At 71.3% G+C, this 23,130-nt stretch carries 21 protein-coding genes; 15 read left to right on the plus strand and 6 right to left on the minus strand.

What is annotated here, in order from left to right:
• Window positions 1–29: 29 nt before the first annotated feature.
• The 7 genes from LR393_RS16910 (at window position 30) to ahcY (ending at window position 6,526) form a co-directional block, all read left to right on the plus strand.
• On the plus strand, window positions 30–1,505 hold the full coding sequence (locus LR393_RS16910) for a phosphomannomutase/phosphoglucomutase (protein ID WP_231484900.1): 1,476 nt from the start codon (window positions 30–32) through the stop codon (window positions 1,503–1,505).
• A gap of 7 nt (window positions 1,506–1,512) precedes the next feature.
• Window positions 1,513–1,713, plus strand: a complete 201-nt coding sequence (locus tag LR393_RS16915) for a Trm112 family protein (protein WP_345718543.1) — start codon at window positions 1,513–1,515, stop codon at window positions 1,711–1,713.
• 59 nt (window positions 1,714–1,772) lie between these two features.
• Complete coding sequence (locus tag LR393_RS16920; RefSeq protein ID WP_231484902.1) at window positions 1,773–2,945, plus strand: SIS domain-containing protein; 1,173 nt, start codon at window positions 1,773–1,775, stop codon at window positions 2,943–2,945.
• A gap of 85 nt (window positions 2,946–3,030) precedes the next feature.
• A complete protein-coding gene (locus LR393_RS16925; RefSeq protein WP_231484903.1) occupies window positions 3,031–3,972 on the plus strand; it encodes a cation diffusion facilitator family transporter in 942 nt (313 codons plus the stop codon).
• 238 nt (window positions 3,973–4,210) lie between these two features.
• A complete protein-coding gene (locus LR393_RS16930) occupies window positions 4,211–4,534 on the plus strand; it encodes a hypothetical protein (protein WP_231484904.1) in 324 nt (107 codons plus the stop codon).
• Between the two features lie 10 nt (window positions 4,535–4,544).
• Complete coding sequence (locus LR393_RS16935) at window positions 4,545–4,904, plus strand: ArsR/SmtB family transcription factor (protein ID WP_231484905.1); 360 nt, start codon at window positions 4,545–4,547, stop codon at window positions 4,902–4,904.
• Window positions 4,905–5,089: 185 nt separating this feature from the next.
• Window positions 5,090–6,526, plus strand: coding sequence for an adenosylhomocysteinase (gene ahcY, locus LR393_RS16940; protein WP_231484906.1), 1,437 nt, complete (start codon window positions 5,090–5,092; stop codon window positions 6,524–6,526).
• Between the two features lie 282 nt (window positions 6,527–6,808).
• On the opposite strand, the gene LR393_RS16945 is transcribed toward ahcY, so the two are convergent.
• On the minus strand, window positions 6,809–7,729 hold the full coding sequence (locus LR393_RS16945) for an RDD family protein (protein WP_231484907.1): 921 nt from the start codon (window positions 7,727–7,729) through the stop codon (window positions 6,809–6,811).
• 45 nt (window positions 7,730–7,774) lie between these two features.
• Here LR393_RS16945 and LR393_RS16950 point away from each other — a divergent pair, with 45 nt between their 5' ends.
• Window positions 7,775–8,770, plus strand: coding sequence for a stage II sporulation protein M (locus LR393_RS16950; protein WP_231484908.1), 996 nt, complete (start codon window positions 7,775–7,777; stop codon window positions 8,768–8,770).
• A gap of 35 nt (window positions 8,771–8,805) precedes the next feature.
• Entirely contained in the window at window positions 8,806–9,375 is a 570-nt protein-coding gene (locus LR393_RS16955; RefSeq protein WP_231484909.1) for a dienelactone hydrolase family protein, read from the plus strand.
• A gap of 9 nt (window positions 9,376–9,384) precedes the next feature.
• Here LR393_RS16955 and LR393_RS16960 read toward each other — a convergent pair whose 3' ends face one another.
• The 5 genes from LR393_RS16960 to LR393_RS16980 form a co-directional block, all read right to left on the minus strand.
• Window positions 9,385–10,677 (minus strand): DUF58 domain-containing protein, encoded by a 1,293-nt coding sequence (locus LR393_RS16960; protein ID WP_231484910.1) that lies wholly within the window; start codon window positions 10,675–10,677, stop codon window positions 9,385–9,387.
• 5 nt (window positions 10,678–10,682) lie between these two features.
• A complete protein-coding gene (locus tag LR393_RS16965) occupies window positions 10,683–11,612 on the minus strand; it encodes an AAA family ATPase (RefSeq protein ID WP_269327407.1) in 930 nt (309 codons plus the stop codon).
• Between the two features lie 118 nt (window positions 11,613–11,730).
• Window positions 11,731–12,987, minus strand: a complete 1,257-nt coding sequence (locus tag LR393_RS16970; RefSeq protein WP_231484912.1) for a DUF4350 domain-containing protein — start codon at window positions 12,985–12,987, stop codon at window positions 11,731–11,733.
• On the minus strand, window positions 12,984–13,667 hold the full coding sequence (locus tag LR393_RS36485) for a DUF4129 domain-containing protein (RefSeq protein WP_231484913.1): 684 nt from the start codon (window positions 13,665–13,667) through the stop codon (window positions 12,984–12,986). The genes LR393_RS16970 and LR393_RS36485 overlap by 4 nt, the downstream gene beginning before the upstream one ends.
• Window positions 13,664–15,100, minus strand: coding sequence for a DUF7847 domain-containing protein (locus tag LR393_RS16980; RefSeq protein ID WP_231484914.1), 1,437 nt, complete (start codon window positions 15,098–15,100; stop codon window positions 13,664–13,666). Before LR393_RS16980 ends, LR393_RS36485 begins: the two co-directional genes overlap by 4 nt.
• A 131-nt stretch (window positions 15,101–15,231) precedes the next feature.
• Between LR393_RS16980 and mtrA the strand changes: the two genes are divergently transcribed.
• From mtrA to LR393_RS17010, 6 genes are all read left to right on the plus strand, one after another.
• Window positions 15,232–15,909: an MtrAB system response regulator MtrA gene (mtrA, locus tag LR393_RS16985; RefSeq protein ID WP_231484915.1), complete on the plus strand. Its 678-nt coding sequence runs from the start codon at window positions 15,232–15,234 to the stop codon at window positions 15,907–15,909.
• Between the two features lie 84 nt (window positions 15,910–15,993).
• On the plus strand, window positions 15,994–17,781 hold the full coding sequence (mtrB, locus tag LR393_RS16990; RefSeq protein WP_231484916.1) for an MtrAB system histidine kinase MtrB: 1,788 nt from the start codon (window positions 15,994–15,996) through the stop codon (window positions 17,779–17,781).
• Complete coding sequence (locus LR393_RS16995) at window positions 17,778–19,637, plus strand: LpqB family beta-propeller domain-containing protein (RefSeq protein WP_231484917.1); 1,860 nt, start codon at window positions 17,778–17,780, stop codon at window positions 19,635–19,637. Before mtrB ends, LR393_RS16995 begins: the two co-directional genes overlap by 4 nt.
• Window positions 19,638–20,073: 436 nt before the next feature.
• Window positions 20,074–20,889, plus strand: a complete 816-nt coding sequence (locus LR393_RS17000) for a ComF family protein (protein ID WP_231484918.1) — start codon at window positions 20,074–20,076, stop codon at window positions 20,887–20,889.
• Window positions 20,890–21,036: 147 nt separating this feature from the next.
• Window positions 21,037–21,801 carry a ribosome hibernation-promoting factor, HPF/YfiA family gene (hpf, locus tag LR393_RS17005; RefSeq protein WP_231484919.1) on the plus strand — a complete coding sequence of 255 codons (765 nt, stop codon included), beginning with the start codon at window positions 21,037–21,039 and terminating at the stop codon, window positions 21,799–21,801.
• Between the two features lie 68 nt (window positions 21,802–21,869).
• Window positions 21,870–23,090, plus strand: coding sequence for a winged helix-turn-helix domain-containing protein (locus LR393_RS17010; RefSeq protein WP_407937327.1), 1,221 nt, complete (start codon window positions 21,870–21,872; stop codon window positions 23,088–23,090).
• Window positions 23,091–23,130 lie beyond the last annotated feature (40 nt).

Here is a 23,130-nt window from a genome sequence, read left to right on the forward strand (position 1 = left end):
ACGGGCGGTGCCTCGGCTAATCTGCGCAGGTGGCCCAGCTCACCGAAATCGTCAAAGCCAATGACATCCGTGGCCTCGTCGGCACCCAGCTGACCGAGCGCATCGCTCGGGCCCTGGGCTCGGCCTTCGCCCGCGCGGTGCTCACCTCCAACCCCGACGGCCCGCCCGGTCGCGTGCTGCTCGGGCGCGACATGCGCGACACCGGTGAGGCCCTCGTCCAGGCCTTCTCCGACGGCGTCACCGGCGAGGGGGCCGAGGTCGTCCTGATCGGTCTGTGCAGCACCGACGGGCTCTACTACGCCAGCGGCGCCCTCGACGCGCCCGGGGTGATGTTCACCGCCAGCCACAATCCGGCCAGCTACAACGGCATGAAGATGTGCCGCGCCGGCGCCCGCCCGATCGGCCTGGACAGTGGTCTGGCCGAGATTCGCGACCTGGCGCAGGCCCTGCTCGACCACCCGACCTGGGGCAGCGAGGAAGCACCGGAGCCGGCTCTGCGCGGTGCCGTCTCGGAGCAGGACACGCTGCGCGGTTACGCCGAGCACCTGCGCGGTCTGGTGCCGCTGCCGGCCCGCCGCACATTGAAGATCGTGGTCGACGCCGGTAACGGCATGGCCGGCCTGACCGTGCCCGCCGTGCTCGGCGCCGCGATCGGCCTGCCCGACCTGCCGCTCGAGATCGTGCCGATGTACTTCGAGCTCGACGGCACGTTCCCCAACCACGAGGCCAACCCGCTCGACCCGGCCAACCTGCGCGACCTGCAGAAGGCCGTGCCCGCGCACGGGGCCGACCTGGGTCTGGCCTTCGACGGCGACGCCGACCGCTGCTTCGTCATCGACGAGCGGGGCGAGCCGGTCAGCCCGAGCGCGATCACCGCGCTGGTGGCGGCCCGGGAGATCGCCAAGGAGCGCGCGGCCGGTCGCAAGGCCACCGTCATCCACAACCTCATCACCTCCCGGGCGGTGCCCGAGGTGATCGCCGAGAACGACGCCACGGCCGTGCGCACCCGGGTCGGCCACGCCTTCATCAAGGTCGAGATGGCCAAGTACGACGCGGTGTTCGGCGGCGAGCACTCGGCGCACTACTACTTCCGCGACTTCTGGTTCGCCGACACCGGCATGCTGGCGGCGCTGCACGTGCTGGCGGCCCTGGGCGAGCAGGACGGCCCGCTCTCCGGCCTGGTCGAGCCGTACGAGCGGTACACGCCGAGCGGGGAGATCAACTCGGTGGTGTCCGACGTCGAGCTCGCGACCGAGCGGGTGGTGAAGGCCTTCGAGAACCGTCCGGGCGTGCAGATCGACCGGCAGGACGGTCTGACCGTCAGCCACGAGGCCGACGCGCCCAGCGGTGACGGCAGTCCGGCCGGCCTGTGGTGGTTCAACCTGCGCCCCAGCAACACCGAGCCGCTGCTGCGCCTGAACTCCGAGGCGGCCGACCCGGCGGTGATGGAGAGCCTGCGGGACGAGGTCCTCGGCCTGGTCCGGGTCACCGAGCTCGCCAGTTGAGCCGGGGATGCGCGAGGATGACCCGGTGACCGCTATCGAATCCTGGCTGCGGGAGATCCTCCGCTGCCCGAGCTGCCGTTCGGCCCTGGCCGACGGCCAGGGGCCCGACTCCACCCCAGAGCTGCAGTGCACGGGCTGCTCACTGGCCTACCGCATCGACGACGGCATTCCGGTGCTGCTGGTCGACGAGGCGCGAACGCGCTCCTGACAGCTCCTTTCGTCCGCTCCGAAACTCTGTTGTTTCGTCCGCTACGAAGAAACGGCACGATGGCACTCGACGAACAGTTGCTCGACGACCCCGACGGCCTGGCCTCGGCGGACCCTTCCGGCAGCCTGCGGGCGCTGGCGATGGCCGGGGCCCAGGTCCGGATGGCCCTCTCGGCCACGGCCGAGGCCGGTATCCAGAAGATCGTCTCCGACGGTCGTCCGCGGGCAGTGGTCGTGGCCAGCCTCGGCGGCTCGGCCGTCGTCGGTGACGTCCTGATCCTGCTGGCCGGCAGCGGTGCCCCGGTACCGGTGTCGGTGCGGCGGGGTCTGCCGCTGCCGGGCTGGGTCGGCCCGCTCGACCTGGTCGTCGCGGTGTCGATGTCCGGCCGGGCCCCGGGTCCGCTCGGGCTCGCCGCGGAAGCCGCCCGTCGTGGTTGCCGTCTGCTCACCGTCGGCGCGCCGAGGTCCCCGCTCGCCGAGGTCTCGGAGCGCACCGGTGGCGTGCACGTCGCCGTGCAGCGCAACGAGACCCCGGCCGCCCGCGCGTCCCGCATGGGTCTGTGGTCGCTGGCCGTGCCGGTGATCACGGTGGCGCACGAGCTCGGTCTCACCGACGCCTCCCACGAGGTGCTGGAGCGGGTCGCCGACCGGCTGGACGCGCAGGCCGACAAGTACCGCCCGTCTTCCGAAGCGTTCGTCAACCCGGCGAAGTCCCTGGCCCTGGAGCTGTCCGGGGTCGTGCCGGTGGTGCTGGGCGACGGCGACGTGACCGGTGTGGCCGCGCTGCGGGCCGTCTCCATGCTGGCCCGCACCGCGCGGGTCCCGGCCATGCGGGGCGCCCTGCCCGACGACGCCGGTGACGTGGTCGCGACCTTCGACGGCCCGCTGGCCAAGCGCCCGTCGGCCGACATCTTCGCCGACCCCGAGTTCGACGACGCGCCCGCGGCCTCGCCGCAGATGCGCCTGTTGCTCCTGCGCGACGCCGCGCCCACGCTCGACCGGCCCGACGGGTCGTGGCTGGAGACCAGCCGCACCGCCGACGCCGTGCGGGCCACCGCGGAAGACGCGGGGGTGCGGGTCACCGAGATCGCCGCCGATCCCGGTCACCCTCTGGAACGACTCGCCGACCTGGTGTCGATCACCGACTTCGCGTCGGTGTACATGGCTCTGGCCGGCGGTATCGATCCGCTCACTTCGCCGCACGTGGCTGACCTGCGCGATCGCACTCACTGAGAGCGGCTCGAAAATCGGTATTCGCAGGCAAGTAGTAGGTTGCTCCCGCCTCAAGGTCTGAAACAACTGGGAGAGAACTCAACGTATGTCCACCGAGGGTGGTTCCAAGGCGATCATCGCCGCGCTCAGCGCCAACCTGGGCATCGCTGTCACCAAGTTCGTCGCCTTCGGGTTGACCCAGTCCAGCTCGATGCTGGCCGAGGGCATCCACTCGCTGGCCGACTCCGGCAACCAGGTCCTGCTCCTGGTCGGCGGCCGGCGAGCAGAACGCAAGGCCAACGAGGAGCACCCCTTCGGCTACGGCCGTTCGCGCTTCCTCTACGCCTTCATCGTCTCGGTGATCCTGTTCAGCGTCGGCGGGCTCTTCGCACTCTACGAGGCCTACCACAAGTGGTCCCACCCGGAGCCGATCGAGAACTGGCAGTGGGTCCCCGTCGCGGTGCTGCTGGTCGCGATCGGGATGGAGGGATTCAGCCTCCGCACGGCCGTCCAGGAGGCCAACCCGTCGCGGGAGGGCCGTAACTGGTGGCGGTTCATCCGGGAGACCAAGTCCCCGGAACTGCCGGTGGTCCTGCTTGAAGACACGGCGGCCCTGACCGGTCTGGTCTTCGCCCTGTTCGGTGTCTCGATGACGCTGGTCACCGAAGACGGCCGCTGGGACGCGGTCGGCACCGCGATGATCGGTCTGCTGCTCATCGTCGTCGCCGGCATCCTGGCCACGGAGACGTCGTCGCTGCTGGTCGGTGAGGGTGCCGACCCGGCCGACGTGGAGCGGATCAAAGCGGCGCTGGTCGGGGACGGCGTCAACAGCGTCATTCACATCCGCACGCTGTACGTCGGCCCGGAAGAGCTGATGGTGGCGGCCAAGATCGCGGTGGTCCCGACCGAGTCCGCGGTCGAGGTGGCGGCGGCGATCAACGAGGCCGAGGTCCGGGTGCGGGCCGCGATGCCCGAGGCCAAGCTGATCTTCCTGGAGCCGGACATTGCCCACGGGTCCGGTGGGCCGCACGGGGTGCCCACCACCTGAGATAGTTCTCAGATGCGGCGCGTCTTTCCTGGTCGATAGGAGCCAGGAAAGACGCGCCGCACCTCTTTTGTCGCTCCGTAGCTGCTGACATAGGAGTGCGTTAACTCTGTGGACGGCGATAACGCTGACCTAGCAGGCATTTGACCGTCGATTCGGTTTCGGTGGGTAGCGTCAGTCTGGTTCCACCCCAGCTCCACCCCGAACCTGCTCGCTGTCCATCTCACGCCCGGAGGCCGTCGTGCGCGCTGACCCCGCACCCCGCACGCTGCGACCTGTCCTGCCCCACCAGGCCAGGAGTCACGAGCGGCCGTCCGCCGCGTCCTCCCGGCCCGAGAGGTTCGGCTGGTTCGGCCGCTGGTCGCGCCGGTCCCGGATGACCGCCGCGGCCGTCGTCATCGTGTCGCTGGCCCTGGTCGGGGCCCTGGTGATCAGCTCGGCCCAGGCCGTGCAGGCCGTGGCGAGCACGAACGACGGGGCCCGTTACGGCCGGTCGGCCGATCTGGGCCCCCTCCTGCCCACCACCACGGCCGAGCCGGGTTACCTGCCGGGATACACGCCTTAAGATCGGGGGGATGTCCGGTCGCCGCCCACCCCAGCACACGCATCCGCGTGACGTGACGATCGAGGCCGTGCTCACCGCCCTGGCCGACCCGGTCCGCCTGTCCATCGTGCGGTGCGTCGCGCAGGCGAAGGACTGGGAACTGCCCTGCGGCTCGCTCGACGTCGGCGTGGGCAAGGCGACGCTCAGCCATCACTTCTCCGTGTTGCGCGAGACCGGCCTGCTGGAACAGCGCGACGAGGGCGCCCGCCGCACCATCCGGCTGCGGCGTGAGGAGTTCGACGAACATTTCCCCGGTCTCCTGGAGCTCGTGGTGCCATCCGCCGAACGCGGCCGAATGAACCGGACCGGCGGATCCCATTCCGTAACCTGATTGCTATCGTGGTGAGTGTTCCGGCGTAGGTGATGCCGACGGCCAAGATGGGCCGCGCCGGGGTCTGGCAAGGATTCGTGTAGATCGGGGTTTTCCCAGGTCTGCCTCGCCATGCCATCGACCCGATCACCGCGCTGTGGACTTTCTCTGTCTCCAGCCGCATCCGACGATGCCGAAGGACGAAAATGACGTTCGACTACAAGGTCGCTGACCTCTCCCTGGCCGAGGCCGGCCGCCACGAGCTGCGCCTCGCCGAGCACGAGATGCCCGGCCTGATGTCCCTGCGGGCCGAGTTCGGTGACAGCAAGCCGCTGACCGGCGCCCGCATCACCGGCTCCCTGCACATGACCGTGCAGACCGCCGTTCTGATCGAGACGCTGACCGCGCTCGGCGCGCAGGTCCGCTGGGCCTCCTGCAACATCTTCTCCACGCAGGACACCGCCGCCGCGGCCGTCGTCGTGGGCCCGAACGGTACGCCCGAGAACCCGCAGGGTGTGCCGGTCTTCGCCTGGAAGGGCGAGACGCTCGAAGAGTACTGGTGGTGCACCGAGCAGATCGTCAGCTGGCCCGGCGGCGAGGGTCCGAACATGATCCTCGACGACGGTGGCGACGTCACGCTGCTCATCCACAAGGGTGTCGAGTTCGAGAAGGCCGGCGCCGTGCCCGCCATCTCCGAGTCCGACTCCGAGGAGTACGGCGTCATCCTCGAGGTGCTGCGCAAGTCTGTCGCGGCCTCGAAGACCCGCTTCACCGAGCTCGCCGCCGGCATCAAGGGCGTCACCGAGGAGACCACCACCGGTGTCCTGCGTCTGTACGAGATGCAGCGCAACGGCACGCTGCTCTTCCCGGCGATCAACGTCAACGACTCGGTCACCAAGTCGAAGTTCGACAACAAGTACGGCATCCGCCACTCGCTGATCGACGGCATCAACCGCGGCACCGATGTCCTCATCGGAGGCAAGGTGGCCGTGGTCTGCGGTTACGGCGACGTCGGCAAGGGGGCCGCGGAGTCGCTGCGCGGCCAGGGCGCCCGTGTCATCGTCACCGAGATCGACCCGATCTGCGCACTGCAGGCGGCGATGGACGGCTATCAGGTCACCACCATCGAAGACGTCCTGTCCCAGGGTGACTTCTTCATCACCACCACCGGCAACTTCGACGTCATCACGGCGGAGCACATGCAGGGGATGAAGGACAAGGCCGTGGTCGGCAACATCGGCCACTTCGACAACGAGATCGACATGGCCGGCCTGGCCAAGCTCCCCGGCATCACCAAGACCGAGATCAAGCCGCAGGTCCACGAGTGGACCTTCACCGACGGCACCTCGATCATCGTGCTCTCCGAGGGACGCCTGCTGAACCTGGGCAACGCCACCGGTCACCCGAGCTTCGTCATGTCGAACTCGTTCTCGAACCAGGTCATCGCGCAGATCGAGATCTTCACCAAGCGTGACGAGTACGAGACCCAGGTCTACGTGCTGCCGAAGCACCTGGACGAGAAGGTCGCCCGTCTGCACCTGGACGCGCTCGGTGTGAAGCTGACCGAGCTCACCAAGGGCCAGGCGGAGTACCTCGGCGTTCACGTCGAGGGCCCGTACAAGGCGGAGCAGTACCGCTACTGATGCTCTGAGTGCCGGGCGCGTCCTCCCCTCGCCGGGGTGGGCGCGCCTTGCGCTTTTGGTTCACCCGCACTGATTGAGGACGCAGGTGCGCTCCGGTCCCGGTCGCCTCCAGTCGCGCTCGTCTCCAGTCGCGCTCGTCCCCGGTTCTGGGTCAGACCGGTTGGGTTCGGGTTTGGTTCGCCTCGGCCTCGGCCTCGGTCTGGTCTGGCTTGGTCCGGCTTGGCCTCGGCCTGGTCCGGCCTGGTCCGGCCTGGTCCGGTCCGGCCCGGGTCCCCGGCTGGCTCAGTCGCCGTCGGGTAGCCCGAAACCGGTCGCGGACAGCGGGCTGGCGGCGGCCCGGGAGTTGGACCGGGCCCGGCGCTGCTCCATCTCGCGCCAGAGGCGGGCGTAGTCACGGTCGCGTCGCTCGGCCAGGACAGCGGCGAGGAAATCTTCGGGGTGGGTGCCCGGCGGGGGCGGCGGGGCCACCAGATCTCCCACCTGGGCGGCCAGCGAAAATCCCAGACGGTGCCGGGCCTCCGGTGCCAGGCGCTGCGCGCGGGCCAGGAACGCACGGCTGGCCCGGGCCAGCGGATCGGGCAGGCGGCCCAGATCGGCGTTGCGCACCCAGGGGGCCAGGTGCGGCGGCATGGCGACCTGTGGGGGCAGGTTGCGGGGCTGGCGCTCGCGGATCACATAGGTGCCGGCCACCAGATCGCCCAGCCGCTTGCCACGTTTGTTCACCAGCGAGGTGAGCAGGGCGATGGACCCGCCCGACCAGTAGATCTCCAGCACGGCGAGAAGCCCGCGGATGAGGGCGTGCCGGGCCCGGATCGGCCCACCGTCGTCGCGCACCACCCGCAGGCCGGCCAGCCACTTGCCCAGAGAACGACCCCGGGTGAGGGTCTCGATCAGGATCGGCATGCCGACACCCACACCGAGCACGGTGACCAGCACGAGCGCGCTGCCCGCGGCCTCGTCGACGGGGCCGCTGGTGGCGTAGAGCAGCCAGTAGAGCAGCAGGAACACCGTGACCGTGAGCACCAGGTCGGCGACCAGGGCCAGGGCGCGGGTGATGAACGAGGCGGGACGCAGCTCCAGGACCACCGCCTCACCGGTGATCAGCTCGTCCGAGAAATCCAGCTCGTCGACGCCGACCAGGCCGGTGACACCGACCGACCGGTCCTGGCCGGGAGGCAGCGGGGCGAGCGGGTCCGTGATCACAACTGCCAGGCTACGTGGTGCCACCGACAAGGTTAGGCTCGCTCCGTGGATCTGGACGCGTTCGTCGCCGTGCACTCGGCCGACTGGAACAGCCTCGACCGGCTGACGAAGCGGCGTCGGCTGACCGGCGCCGAGGTGGACGAGATGGTGCTGCTGTACCAGCGGGCCGCGACGCACCTGTCCGTCGTCCGTTCCTCCTCGCACGATCCTGCCCTGGTGGCCCGCCTCTCCGGCACCGTGGGCCGGGCCCGCACCCGCATCTCCGGAAGCAACGAGCCGCCGGCCCGCGAGTTCGCCCGGATGTTCACGGTGTCCTTCCCGGCGGCGGTGTACCGCTCGCGCTGGTGGAGCCTGGGCGCGGCGGCCGGCTCGGCCCTGGTCTCCCTGGCGCTCGGCTGGTGGGTGGCGGTGACCCCGCAGGTGCAGGCCTCGGTCGGCAACGAGCAGCAGATCCAGCAACTGGTGCAGAACGACTTCGAGAGCTACTACTCGGAGAACGCGGCCTCCGGCTTCGCCGTGCAGGTCTGGACGAACAACGCCTGGGTGGCCGCACTCTGCTTCGTGCTCGGCATCACTGGGGTCGGCGTGGTCTACGTGCTGGCCCAGAACGCGCTGAACCTCGGGCTGATAGGCGGCCTGATGGCCGCGAACGACCGGCTCGATCTCTTCTTCGGTCTCATCCTGCCGCACGGTCTGCTCGAGCTGACCTGTGTGTTCGTCGCCGCGGGGGCCGGGCTCAAGGTGTTCTGGGCCTGGGTCGACCCCGGGCCTCGCAGCCGGGGCCGGGCCGTCGGGGAGGAGGGTCGGGCGATGGTGACGATCGCGATCGGCCTGGTCGTGGTGCTGCTGGTGTCCGGCGTGGTCGAGGCCTTCGTGACCCCCTCGCCGCTGCCGACCTGGGGGCGCATCACGATCGGCGCGGTGGTCTGGCTGGTCTTCCTGGGATACGTCTGGCGCTACGGCCGGACGGCGGCACTCGCCGGTGAAACCGGTGACCTGGCCGCCGAACTGGCCGGTGACGTCCGGCCTGTGGCAGGCTGAGCCCGGATAGGACACCTGTTCGAGGGGAGCGGACGATGGCCGAGGTTGTGCTGTTCCACCATGCCCTGGGGCTGACCGCCGGGGTCCGGGAGTTCGCCGGGGATCTGCGGGCGGCCGGGCACACTGTGCACACACCAGACCTTTTCGAGGGCGAGACCTTCGAATCGGTCGACGCGGGGGTGGCCCACGCGCGCTCGCTGGGCTTCGACACGGTGCTGGCCCGGGGTGTGCAGGCGGTCCAGGCGTTTCCGGAAGAGCTGGTGTACGCCGGGTTCTCGCTCGGCGTGATGCCGACGGCCCAGCTCGCTGCCACCCGTCCCGGCGCGAAGGGGGCGCTCTTCCTGAGTGGTTTCGTGCCGCCGTCGGAGTTCGGTCCCTGGCCGGGTGTTCCCGCGCAGATCCACGGCATGGCCGCCGATCCCGAGTTCGCCGACTCCGGAGACCTGGCCGCGGCGCAGGAGTTCGCCGCGGCCGAGAACGCCGTCGACCTGTTCGTCTATCCCGGCTCCGCGCACCTTTTCGCCGATTCGAGCTTCAGTGAGTACGACCCGGCCGCGGCCGGGCTGCTGACGGGGCGGGTACTGGAGTTCCTCGCCGGGCTCTGAGAGTCACCCCTACAGCAGGCCCGCCGCTTTGAGTGCCAGGTAGCGGTCGGCCAGTTGCGGGGGCAGGTCCTCGGGCGAGGCGTCGATCACGTCGACACCCATCCGGCGCAGCTCGGCCGTGGTCGCCGCGCGGTCCAGGACCGCGCGCCCGGCGGCGGCCGCGCCGTAGACGGCGTAGGCGTCGCCGCGTCCATCGGCCATCGCGGCCACCTGCGGATCGGCGACCGACGCCACGACCACCCGGTGCCGGGAGCAGAGCCGGGCGATCACCGGCATCAGGCCCTCCTCGATCGCCGCACCCTCCAACGGGGTCAGCAGCACCACGAGAGCGCGTTGCGGCATCCGGCCCAGCACGGTCGCCACGATCGCGGCCCAGTCGGCCTCGACCAGATCGGCCTCGACCGGCGCCATCGCCGAGACCAGCTGGGGCAGTAGGTCACTGCGGCCGGCACCCTCGACGCGCGCCCGCACCCGGCGGTCCATGGCCAGCAGGTCCACCCGGTCACCCGCGCGCGAGGCCAGCGCGGCCAGCAGCAGTGCCGCGTCCATGGCGGCGTCGAGGCGGGGCTCGTCGCCGACCCGGGCCGCGGAGGTGCGGGAGGTGTCGAGCACGAGCAGCACCCGGCGGTCACGCTCGGGGCGCCAGGTGCGCACGACCACCCCGCCGCGCCGGGCGGTGGCGCGCCAGTCGATCGAGCGCACGTCGTCCCCACCGACGTAGTCGCGCAGCGAGTCGAACTCGGTGCCCTGCCCGCGGATCCGCAGAGAGGTGCGGCCGTCCAGTTCCCGCAGCCGGGCCAGCTTGCTGGGCAGGTGCTTGCGTGAGGTGAAGGGCGGCAGCACCCGCAGGCGCCCGGGGGCGGGCAGGGAGTACTGGCGGGCGGCGATGCCGAGCGGGCCGAAGCTGCGCACGGTCACGTCACCGGCCTGCCGGTCGCCCCGCCGGGTGGGCGTGAGCGTGGTGACGATGCGACGGCTCTGGCCCGCCGGCAGGTTCACCCGGTGCCGTTCGCCGGTGGCACCCGCGGAGGGCTGCCAGGCGTCGCGCAGGGAACCCCGCACGGTGCGCCGGCCCGGGTTGGTCAGCACGAACGAGCCCGGGGTGGAGGTGCCCATCCGGATCGTGGCGATCGGCTCCCGGTGCACCCGCAGGGCGCGGGCCGACCCGGCCAGGAGCAGGTCGAGCAGCACCACCACGACGAACAGGGCGGCCCAGCCCAGCAGCGATCCCCAGCCCGGCCACAGCACGACCGGCACCAGGCCGATCGCGGCCAGGACGACGGCACGCCCGCTGATGGTCATGCCGGTCAGCGGGGGACGGGGACGGCGGCGAGCACGCTGTCCAGCACGCCGTCGGTGGTGACACCCTCCAGCTCGGCCTCGGGCCGCAACTGCATGCGGTGCCGCAGGGTGGCCGGGGCGAGCGCCTTCACGTCGTCGGGGGTGACGTAGTGCCGGCCCTGGAGCCACGCCCAGGCCCGCGAGGTGTTGAGCAGGCCGGTGGCGCCCCGGGGGGACACCCCCAGGGCCAGGGACGGCGACGAGCGGGTGGCCTGCACGACGTCGACGATGTAGCCCATCACCTCACGGCTCACGTCCACGGTGCGAACGGCGCGGGTGGCGGCGGCCAGGTCGGCCGGGCCGGCCACGGCGCTCACCCCGGCGGCGGCCAGGTCACGCGGGTCGAAACCGGCGGCGTGCCGGGTCAGCACTTCCAGCTCGACGTCGCGGGGCGGCAGGTGCATCGTGACCTTGAGCAGGAAACGGTCGAGCTGGGCCTCGGGCAGCGGGTAGGTGCCCTCGTACTCGACCGGGTTCTGGGTGGCGGCCACGACGAAGGGGTCGGGCAGCGGGCGGGGCCGGCCGTCGACGGTGACCTGCCGCTCCTCCATCGCCTCCAGCAGGGCTGCCTGGGTCTTCGGCGGGGTGCGGTTGATCTCGTCGGCCAGCAGCAGGTTGGTGAACACCGGGCCGTCGCGGAACGAGAACTCGCCGCTGCGATTGTCGTAGACCAGCGAGCCGGTGATGTCGCCCGGCATCAGGTCGGGCGTGAACTGCACCCGGCTCGTGTCCAGTCGCAACGCGGCCGAGAGCGACCGCACCAGAAGGGTCTTCGCTACTCCAGGTACGCCTTCGAGCAGCACGTGGCCGCGGCAGAGCAGCGCGATCACCAGACCGGTGACCGCCTCGTCCTGGCCGACCACGGCCTTGGCCACCTCGGTGCGGACCCGCACCAGGGCCTGCCGGGCGGACTCGGCGTCACCGGTCCCGGAGGGGGAGTAGCCCTCCGAGTGCGTGTCCGGTTGCGTGGTCGGGTAGTCGGTCACGAAGGGGAGCCTCTCAGATCGTGCGGTGTCACTGGGGACGGGTGGGGGTGCTGTGCATGCCGGCGGCCCGTTCGAGCGCGTCCAGCCGGTCGGCCAGTTCGACCAGGGCACCGTCGGACGCCGGCGCCGGGCCGAGCAGTGTCTGCTCGACCTCGAAGGGGTTCCGGCCGGTCGCGGCGGCCACCAGGACCACTAGCTGTTGCGGGGTGGTGCCACCCGGGGCGGCGACCCGGGTGGCCAGGCGGCGCAGGCTGGTGGTGCGGAGAGTGGCCGCGGCCCGGCCCCGGGCCCCGGCCTGGCGGTACAGCCGGGCCCGGCCCTCCTGGGTCTCGGCGGCGCGCACGACCACCGGCAGCGGTTCGCCGACCAGCCGGCCGAAACGCCGGGCCCGCCAGGCCATCGCCAGCAGGGCCACGAGGGCCAGCTGGACCAGTGACCAGAACACCCAGCTGGGTAGCAGGTCGGTCAGCACGGGACGCTGGTCGGCGCCGACCACCTCCAGAGGGTCGGGCAGGTACCAGACCAGCGACGACTGCGCGCCGAACGTGTTCAGGGCCAGGGCCGCGTTGCCGTTCTCGGCGAGGTGCTCATTGGTGAGCAGGTCGGACTGGCCGATCACGACGACCTGCCGGCCGTTCGCCGCCGTCACCACGTAGCTGCCGCGCTCGGTGCTGCTGTCCACCCCCGAGGTGCCGTCGGAGTCGGACTGCGGGTAGCAGACGGCCACCCCGCCTTCCGTCGCCCCGCCGGACCGGGCGTAGAGATGACCGCCTCCCCGGATGTCCCCGGCGGTGACCGCGGCCCCGACCGAGCAGTCGGCGTACTCCCGGTCGGTGTGGTTGCTGTAGCCGGCGGCCCGCACCTGGGGCGCCAGCACGTTCAGGGTGACCTCGTCCGGCTCGATCAGGACCAGCCGGCTCGCGTCGTCCCGGGCCAGCCGGTCCAGCTGCTCGGGCGCGAGCAGCATGGTGTCGGTGACCACCAGGGTGCTGCCCGAGGTGGTGGCACCCGTGGCCTCTTCCGTGCGGTCGGCCCGCACCACGTCGACGCCCTGCCGCGCCAGCACCTGGGCCAGGGCCCGGCCACCCTCGGGGGCGGCGTTGCCGGGACTCAGCCGCCGGCCGTCGTCCCCGGCCGGCACGCTCAGCGCGATCACAGCGCCCGCGAGGACGATGACCGCGAGCACGCACAGCGGCCAGCGCCAGCGGCGCCAGGCCTCCTTCGAGTCCTGGCGCAGGCTCGGGGGCGTCGGGGCCGTGGTCGGGGCCTCGGCGGCCGTGCTCATCGCGAAGTCACCGGTTCGGCCGCGTTGTTGTCCCGGGGCAGGCTCGCGGTCGCCCGGGCGACCCGCACCTGCTCGTCCAGCCGACGCAGGAACGCGTCCGCCTGCCGTCCCCGGTCGTCGGTCAGGTCCAGGTGGCCGTAACAGATGTCGTCGAAATGCCGGGCCGCCGTGCGCAGGTCACCGGCCAGCGCGGGCAGGGCCGTACCGCCGTCCCGGGCCACCTCGAAGGCGGTCGCGCCGGGGGAGACCGGTACCAGCGCACGCTCGCCGAGTTCCCGGGCGACGGCCCGGAAGCGTTCCAGCACGGCGTCGCCCCACTGGCCGGCCGCGGCGAGCCGGTCGGCGGCGGCGCGATGGTCCGCGGCGGTGGTGACGTGGGCCGGCAGCACCGGCTCCGCACGCCGCCGGTGGCCCCGGCGGATCCCGCCGGAACGCCAGAGGGCCAGACCCACCGCGACCACCAGCAGTACGGCGAGGATCGTGACGGTGATCTGGACCGGGGACTCGAAGCCGGGGTGGACACCCTGGAACTTCTCCTGGATCCAGTCGACCACCCGCTGGATCAGGCCGGGGCGCGCCTCCTGGTACTCCCGGCGGCTCAGCTCGGAGACGACCCACTCCCGGGCCTGCCCGCGGTCCGGCTCGACGGGGACCTCGGCCGGCGGTGCTGGGAACGTCACCGGGGCTGCTCCGAGCGCAGCATCTCCACATCCATGCCCTCACGCCGCATCCGCAGGTCGAGGTAGAGCAGGGCGAGGGCACCGGCGGAGAACGGATAGACCACGGCGCCGGCCAGGATCGTGCCGACGTCGGTGAACGCCTGCTGCACGAACAGCGAGGTGCGCAGGTCGAAGTCGCCCGAGAGGGAGATCACGTTGCCGATGAGCTGGAACGGCACCCCGAAGATCTTGGTGATCACGGATGCGATCACCGTGGTCAGCAGGCTGATGCCGAAGACCCGCCAGAACGAGCCGCGCACCAGCCGGGCCGAGCGGCGCAGTGCAGCGACGACACCGAGGTTCTCGAGCAGCAGGGCGGGTGCGGCCACCGACCAGAAGCCCAGGTAGAACACGCCGTAGGTGAGGGCGCCGGCGAGCCCACCGGCCAGCAGCGCGATGACGCCGGCGATCAGCAGGCCGTCGCTCTCGCCGGAGACGCCGGCCCAGGTCAGCAGGCCGCCCGGGATCAGGCAGAGGCCGATGAACAGCGGCGCGACGAGAACCATGAGCAGCGCCAGGCCGAGCACGGACCAGAGGCGGTGGCGGGCCCGCTGCCAGAGCTGCCCGGGGGAGAGCGTCTCGCCCCGCACGGCACCGCCGACGGCGACGATGAGCATGCCGGTGATGATCGTGGTGGAGAGCACCGACTGGATTAGGGAGACGAGCAGCGTCACCCCGAGGACGCCGAACAGGTCGTAGAACGAGTCCCAGTCCATCGCGTCCAGCGTCTCGGCGTCGCTGGTGATCAGCGGGTTGGAGAAGAGGTCGTTGAGGGCCAGCAACTGCGGCACCGTGCCCAGCGCGATGATGATCGCCCCGATGATCGCGGAGAACCCGACCATGGTGCGCGGGTTGGCGCGGATCGCGCGGATCGCGCCGTCGTAGATCTCGCCGATGCTCAGCGGGCGCATCGGGATGATGCCCGCGCCCCGGCCCGCACCCCGCTGCCAGCCGGGCTGACCCGGGGAGGGGGAGTTCCAGCCGCCCTGCGGTGGGGGAGCACCCCAGCCGTTGTTCTGCGGGGGTGCCGCGTTCCAGCCGGAGGGCGGAGCACCCGGGCCCGGGTGCTGATCGTGGCCCGGAGGCGGCGCGTAGCCGGCCTGTCCCTGGCCCTGACCGCTCCACCCCGGCTGCGGAAGGTACGGGGACTGCGGGGGATATCCGGGCTGCTGCTGGGGGTACTGCGGCTGCTGTGACTGCTGCGGATGAGGGGGCTCCTGGCTCCCGCCCCAGCCCCAGCCCGACGGGGGCGACCCGGGGGCGGAGCCCGTGGGCGTCCCCTGTTGTTGCTGTTGATCAGCCTGCTGACCTGCGGATCGATCGTCGGAGGACGAGCCCGGACGCTTCTCCGGTTCGCCACCGGGAACCGACCAGCCACCTGGTTGTTCGGACACCCGGCAACCCCTCCTGCTCGCTCTTCCCCACCGCGTCGAACGGGGCTGATGACCATCTTGCCCCGGAGGTTCATCCTGGCATGTCGGGCCCGTTTCGTTTTTTGTCCCCGGTCTTTGACACGATGTCCCCCATGAGAGGCCGGGTTCTCGTCGTCGATGACGACAATGCACTGTCGGAGATGCTCGGGATCGTCCTGCGGGGCGAGGGGTTCGAGCCGGTTTTCTGCGCGGACGGCGCAGGGGCACTGGAGGCGTTCCGTGCCACCCGTCCTGATCTGGTGCTGCTCGACCTGATGCTGCCGGGCAAGGACGGCATCGAGGTCTGCCGCCTGATCCGTGCGGAGTCGGGCGTCCCGATCGTGATGCTGACGGCGAAGACCGACACGGTCGACGTCGTGCTGGGCCTGGAGTCGGGTGCCGACGACTACATGGTCAAGCCCTTCAAGCCGAAAGAGCTGGTCGCGCGCGTTCGGGCGCGGCTGCGGCGAACCGACGAGCCGGCCCCGGAGGCCCTGGAGATCGGTGAGGTCTCCATCGACGTCGCCGGTCACGTGGTCCGTCGCGCCGCTGAGGTGATCTCGCTGACCCCGCTGGAGTTCGACCTGCTGGTCGCGCTCGCCCGCAAGCCCTGGCAGGTGTTCACCCGTGAGGTGCTGCTGGAGCAGGTCTGGGGCTACCGGCACGCGGCCGACACCCGTCTGGTGAACGTCCACGTGCAGCGGTTGCGCTCGAAGATCGAGAAAGACCCCGAGCGGCCGGAGATCGTGGTCACCGTGCGCGGCGTCGGGTACAAGGCCGGGCCGGCCTAACCGGTGGCGGGGGGGTCACCGAAGTCCGGCGCGGCCGGGCCCACCGGGGCGCGGTCCAGCGGTCCGGCCCCGAAGCCGGCGGCTGTGGGCAAGAAGCCGGCGGGTCCGGCCAGGGCTGTCCGCCGGCCCGCGGCCAAGCCGCCCGTTCCCGTACGGCCGGCTCCCCGCGGGCCGGTCGGCCGGGCCCGGCGGTTCTTCGGGCGTGTGCGGCACGGGGTGATGTGGCGTGCCAAGAAGCTGCTCAAGAAGATCCGGCGGCGGTGGAGCCGGTCGATGCGGTTGCGCGTGGTCGCCACCACCATGCTGCTCGGCCTGGGCGTGGTGCTGGTGGTCGGCAACTTCCTGCTGATGCGGATCCGGGACGGTCTGATCGACTCCCGCACCGAGACGGCCACGGCCGAGGCGGCGAGCCTGACCGAGGAGGCCAACACCGTCCTGGCGGCCACCGACTACCCGGACAGCACGCGCCAGGAGAGCGACATCAACGACCTCCTGGCCCAGTTGCAGGGGCCGGAGGGCACGGACAGCCGCGAGGTGATCCTGCGCCGGGCGCAGCGGTCCACGCAGCCGACCGAACTGAAAGACCGGGCCACCCCCGGCGTCCCGCTGAACGTGATCCCGCAGACGCTGCGCGACGCGGTGAACTCCCGCGGCCGCCAGCAGTCGCAGATCACCACCATGCCGCTGAACGGCGAGGAGGTGCCGGCCCTGGCCGTCGGCACCATCATCGACGTGCCGCTGTCCGGCGACTACGAGCTCTACTTCGTCTTCCCGCTGGAGCGCGAGACGCAGATCCTCGACCTGGTGAGGCGCACGCTGCTGCCCTCCGGGCTGGGTCTGGTGCTGCTGGTCGGCGGTGTGGCCTACGTGATCACCCGGCAGGTGGTGACGCCCATCCGGCAGGCCGCGAAGACCGCCGAGCAGCTGGCGTCCGGCCGCCTGGACATGCGCATGAAGGTCCGGGGTCAGGACGACATCGCCCGTCTGGGGCGGGCGTTCAACGGTATGGCGGCCGGCCTGGAACGGCAGATCCACCAGCTCGAAGAGCTCTCCCGGGTGCAGCGGCGTTTCGTCTCCGACGTCTCGCACGAGCTGCGCACCCCGCTCACCACCATCCGGATGGCCAGCGAGGTCATCCACGAGAGCCGGGACGAGCTCGGCGACCCGGTGCTGCGGCGCAGTGCCGAACTGCTGCAGACCCAGCTCGACCGGTTCGAGTCCCTGCTCGGTGACCTGCTGGAGATCAGCCGGTTCGACGCCGGGGCCGCGGTGCTGGACGTCGAGTCGGTGGACGTGCGCGAGCTGGCCGAGCGGGTCGTCGACAACCTGGTGCCGCTCGCCGAGCGCAAGGGCAGCACGATCGTGCTCCAGCTCTCCCTGCAGCCCTGCCTGGCCCAGGTGGACTCCCGCCGGGTCGAGCGGGTGGTGCGCAACCTGGTCGGCAACGCGATCGAGCACGGTGAGGGCCGGCCGATCGAGGTGCAGGTGGCCGAGTCCACCGATGCGGTGGCCATCGCCGTGCGCGACCACGGGGTGGGCCTCAGCTCGGAAGAGCTGAGCATGGTGTTCAACCGGTTCTGGCGCGCCGACCCGGCGCGTGCGCGCACCACCGGGGGCACCGGTCTGGGACTGTCGATCTCGCAGGAAGACGCCCACCTGCACGGGGGCTGGCTCCAGGTCTGGGGTGAGCCGGGGGTCGGGGCGGTGTTCCGTCTGACCCTGCCCAAGCAGGTCGGGGCGCTGCTGGTCGGGTCCCCGCTGCCGCTGGTCCCGCATCTGGGCACGGACACCGGTTCGCTGCCGATGCTCTCCCCGGGGCCCGAGATGGAGGGGCAGCTCGAGGAGCCGGGATTGGAGTCGGGTCAACTGTGAGCCGTGCCTGGGGACGAGTCCCCGCCCTGGTTCTCGCCATGGTCGCCGTGGTCGGGTTGCCGGGTTGCGCGACCATTCCCCGCACCGGCCCGGTGATCAGCGGCGACGTCATCAACGACGACCCGCTCGAGGGCGTCTTCCAGCTGGCGCCCGAGGGCCCGAAGACGGGTCAGAGCCCGGTCGAGGTGGTGCGCGGGTTCCTGGCCGCCAGCGCCGGTTACAGCGACGACCACGCCGTCGCCCGCAGCTTCCTGAGCCCGGCGCGCCGCCTGGCCTGGCGCCCCGACACCTCGGTGACCGTGTTCCGCTCGCTGGACACCCTGAGCACACGTCAGCTCCCCGAGGGCGACGATTCGAAGGCCACCCCCTCGGCCGCGCCCTCGGCGACGGCGGGCGCCGACGCCGGGGCCGCCGGTGCGGCGGGGGCCGCCCCGGGCCGTGAGGTCGCCGAGGTGGTCGTCCGGGCTCCCTCGATCGCCCATATCGACAGTAGCGGCCGGTACCAGGTGATCCCGCCCGGCTCGAAGACCGAGCCCCGCTACTTCGGGCTGGTGAAGAGCGGCGGCCAGTGGCGCATCAACACGCTGGACGACGGAATCCTCATCACCCGTAACGACTTCAACGTGACGTTCAAACCGTACTGGGTGTACTTCCCCGACGCCGGCGGCGACTACCTGGTGCCGGACACCCACTGGTTCGCCAGCGCCCCGGGCTCGCCGGAGCTGCCCACCGCCCTGGTGCGCGCGCTGCTGGAGGGACCGCCGGACTGGCTGGCCGACGCGGTGGCGACGAGCGTGCCGCCGGGCACCGAGATGGCCGTGTCGGCGGTGGTGGTCTCGAACGGCATCGCGACCGTCGATCTGACCCGTAACGCCCGGCTCGCCGACGACCGCCAGCGGCAGTTGATGCTGGCCCAGCTACAGACCACTCTGGGTCAGCTGCGCACCATCTCGTCGGTGCGGATCACGGTCGAGCGGGTGTCGTACAACATCCCCTCGGAGTCCGGCCCGCGCCCGGTGGTGGACCCGGCGGTCGGTGGCGCCGCCGTCGGCATCGACGCCAAGGGCCGCGTGGTGCGGATCGGCGTCGAGGGCAACGAGGTGGTCAAGGGTCTGGAAGACCTCGACTCCCTGAACGCGGTCTACGGGCTGACGTTCCCGGGGGTCTCCTACGACGGGGGCTGGTTCGCCGCGCTCTCCGCCGACCGGTCGCGGCTGCTCTTCTCCGAGGCCGACTCCGGCAAGACCACGCAGTTACCCGGTTCCGGTTTCACCGCACCCTCGTTCGACACTCGCGGCTGGCTGTGGACGGCGGACGCGTCGGGTGTCCGGGCGGTGGACGTCGCCCAGGCGGCCTCGGACGACGGGCGGGTGCTCGTGGAGGCCGACTGGCTGAAGGACTACCAGGTCAAGGCGCTACGCGTCTCCCGGGACGGCACCCGGGCAGCACTGGCCATCACGGACCGCGGAGAGCCGCACGTCTTCCTCACGGGCATCGTGCGGGACGAGAGCGGCCGGCCGGTGCGCCTGACGCAGCCCGAGGGCATCGTGCCCGACCTGGTCTCGGTGCGTGACGTGGCCTGGGTGGACGAGAAGCACCTCGCGGTGCTCGGCCGCCGGCTCCCGTCGGCGGCGAACGCCAATGACGAGACGGTCTCCGCGGGTGTCGACCGGCCGTGGATCGTGGAGATCGGCGGCACGATCCAGCCGATCGAGGTGGTCGCCGGGGCCGAGACCATCACGGTGGGTGATGGCGCCTCCACCTTGATCGTGGGCACCGAGAAGGGCACGCAAGGACGCTCCCGGCCGTCCTGGGCGAAGATCTCCAGCGCGCGGTGGCCCTCCTTCCCGGGCTGACCCTCGGCGATCCGGCGGCCGTTCCCGGTATTGCGGTCCGGCCCGCCTCGTTCGTCACCCGGTAACCTGTCGTGATCTTCCCGTGATAGGTGCAGGCGAACCGATCGTGCTGCTCTTGCGAACCGTCCGTGATGTGTTCGTGATGGGCCGTGATGAACACCTGCTCATTGCTCGCTCAAGCATTTCCGGGAAGTTCCCTTTCGGAGGGTGCTCCGATTTATTGCGCCATTCGGGTGACGGGTTCTTCCGCCCGGGCCGCAAGGCCGGTGTGTTGCGGACGTAGGGCCCGGGAACATCACCGTCCGGCGTCGTACATTCACAGGTAGGCACAACGAAGTCCTTATCCACAGTTCGGCTGCCGGAGATGGTCGGCCGATACCGGACGGGCCAGGGTGGAATCATGCTTTTCACAGCGAAAGCAAAGAATTCTGCCGGCGTGTACTGGCGACTGGGCTGGGGGCTGGTCTGGCCCGCGGAGTGTGCCGGGTGCGGTGCTCCGGACGTGCCGTTGTGCTCCGCCTGCGGCCGCCTGCTCGGCGCTCCGGCGTTCTTCCGGCCAATGGTGGGCTGGCCGCCCGGCTGGGGTGTCTGGGGCGCCACGACGTACGGCGGCGCCGCGGCCCGGCTGGTGGTGGCCTGGAAGGAACGCGGGCGCCACGATCTCACCGAACCGTTCGGCGCAGCCCTGGCCAGGGCCCTCCTGGCCTGCCGGGCAGCCTCTCCCGGACCCGGCGGCCGCTGGCTGGTGGTGCCGGTCCCCTCGTCCAGGGAGGCCCGTCGCCGGCGGGGTGGCGACCTGGTCGCCGATCTGGCCCGCCGGGCCGTCCGGCAGGCCGGCCCGGCCTGGTCGGCGGCCGGTTTCGGCCCGCCGCCGCAGGTCGCCCCGGTGCTCAGGCACCGCCGCGACGTCCGCGATCAGGGTGAACTGTCCGCGCGGGCCCGGCGCGGCAATCTGGCAGGTGCACTTGCCGTCCGGGAGGGCCTGCGCCTCGCTCTCCCGCACCGCGGATGCGTCATCGTCGATGACGTTGTCACGACCGGCGCGACCGCGGCAGAGGCGGCTCGCGCGCTGACCTCCCAGGGGGCCCACGTGGTCGGTGTCAGCGGTTTGTCGGTGACATTACGTCGGACAGGGGGTATCCACATCGGAACGCCTGCTCTAATCTCGACGCACGGCGGCCGTCGGGCCGCCACTTCCGCCCTCCACGCTGATTTCGGCGCGGAAAGCAGGAAGGAGGATGTCAAGAAGTAGCTGGCTTCAACGCCCAGCGATTTCCCCGTCATTGCACTGGCGCCCGTGCCATTTCCGGGCCGATTCCGGTTCGATTCGGAACCTTCCGAGATCGCGGTCCGTTCGGTCTGGCACATGAGGCGTAGCAACGCTACAGGAGGATTCTTCGTGGACATCGTGATTACTGGTCGGCACGTTGAGGTTACGGACCGGTTTCGGCGGATCGCCGAGGAGAAGCTGGAGAAGGTGTCCCAGCTCAGCCCGACGGCCTTCCGCATCGACGTCGAGCTGTCCCACGAGCGGAATCCGCGGCAAAGCAGCAACTGCGAGCGGATCGAGATAACCGTGCGCGACCGGGGCCCGGTGATCCGCGCCGAGGCCTGCGGCCAGGACGAACTGTCCGCGCTGGACATCGCCTTCGGCAAGCTGCTCGAGCGGCTCCGGCGCATGGCCGACCGCAAGAAGGTCCACCACGGCCGGCACGCCCCCGCCACGGTGCGCGGCCTCGGGGCCTCGGGTGAAGGTGGCCGGGCCGGCGCCGCGGTGGCCCCGGCCGGTATCGCGCTGGCCGAGCGCCCGGGCGAGAGCGCCGCCGGCACCCCGAGCGGTGTTGCCCCGAAGACCCGCGACCCTCTCGAAGACGCTGCGGACGAGATCGACGGCTTCGCCGAGAGCATGGACTGGGCCAACCTGCCGGAGGGCGCCGAGGCGCTCGCGGACAGCCCGGTGGTGATCCGCACGAAAGACCACGAGGCCCGGCCGATGACCATCGACCAGGCGCTCTACGAGATGGAACTCGTCGGTCACGACTTCTTCCTCTTCGTCGACGCCGCGTGCAACCGGCCCTCCGTGGTCTATCGTCGGCGCGGGTGGAACTACGGAGTGATCCGACTGGCAGTCGACGCGGAGGCAACGGCCGGCGCGCCGGCCTGAGAGCACCTGCCCCTGAGACCCCTGTACCGAACCCGGCCGTTCCCGGGAGAAGAACCTCCCGGGAACGGCTGAGTCTGCCCCAGGCTCGCCGTATTGCCCTGGCGGCACAGGGTTTCGGGGTGGAGCGACCTAGCGGGCCGATCAGCGCGCGGCACGTCCAGAAGGTGATCGACACCGTCGGCGTGCTGCAGATCGACTCGGTGAACGTGCTGTCCCGCAGCCACTACCTGCCCGTCTTCAGCCGCCTCGGCGATTACCCGCGCCCGCTGCTGGAGAAGGCCGCGAACACCGCGCCGCGGCGGATGGTGGAGTACTGGGCTCACGAGGCCTCGTTCATCGCGCCGGAGACCCACCGGCTACTGCGCTGGCGCATGGACCGTGCCGCGCACGAGGCCTGGGGCGGTATGCAGCGCATCGCCCGCGACCGCGCCGAGCTGCTGGACCAGGTGCTCGAGGTGATCGACCGGCACGGGCCGCTGACCGCGGCCGCCGCCGAGAAGATCGTGGGCGACGGCACGCCGCGCGAACGTACCGGCGAATGGGGATGGAACTGGAGCGACGTCAAACGCGCCATCGAGTTCCAGTTCTGGGCCGGGCGGATCACCTCCGCCGGTCGCACCCAGCAGTTCGAGCGCCGCTACGCCCTGCCCGGCCGGGTGCTGCCGCAAGCCGTTACCGCGGCTGCCGACCCGGACCCCGAAGACGCCCGGCGGGAGCTGGTACGGATCGCTTCCCGGGCTATGGGGGTCGCGACCGAACGCTGCCTGCGCGACTACTTCCGGCTGAAGCCGGCGCAGTCCCAGGCCGCCGTCCGTGACCTGGTCGAGGCCGGTGAGCTGCTGCCGGTGACCGTCGACGGCTGGGGGCGCCAGGCCTACCTGCACCCGGGGGCCCGGGTACCGCGCCGGATCACCGCCCGGGCCCTGCTGAGCCCGTTCGACTCCCTGGTCTGGGAACGTCCGCGCACGGAGGTGCTCTGGGACTTCCGCCTGCGGCTGGAGATCTACACCCCGGCCGCCAAGCGCGAGTTCGGCTACTACGTGCTGCCTTTCCTGCTCGGTGAGCAGCTGGTGGGCCGGGTCGACCTGAAGGCCGACCGGGCGCCCGGCGGGGGAGGGCGGCTGCTGGTGAAGGCGGCCTACTCCGAGCCGGGTGTGCCGGCGCCGGCCGTGCTCGGGGAACTGACCGACGAGCTGCGGCTGATGGCCCGGTGGCTGGAGCTGGACGACGTGGTCGCCGAGCCGAAGGGTGATCTCGGCCCGGCGCTGGCCCAGGTGTTCCGGCGGTGAGGACCCGTCGGTGACGGCCCCCTCAGGTGAGGTGCCTCGT

Source organism: Kineosporia mesophila, from assembly GCF_021129235.1.
Classification (GTDB): domain Bacteria; phylum Actinomycetota; class Actinomycetes; order Actinomycetales; family Kineosporiaceae; genus Kineosporia; species Kineosporia mesophila.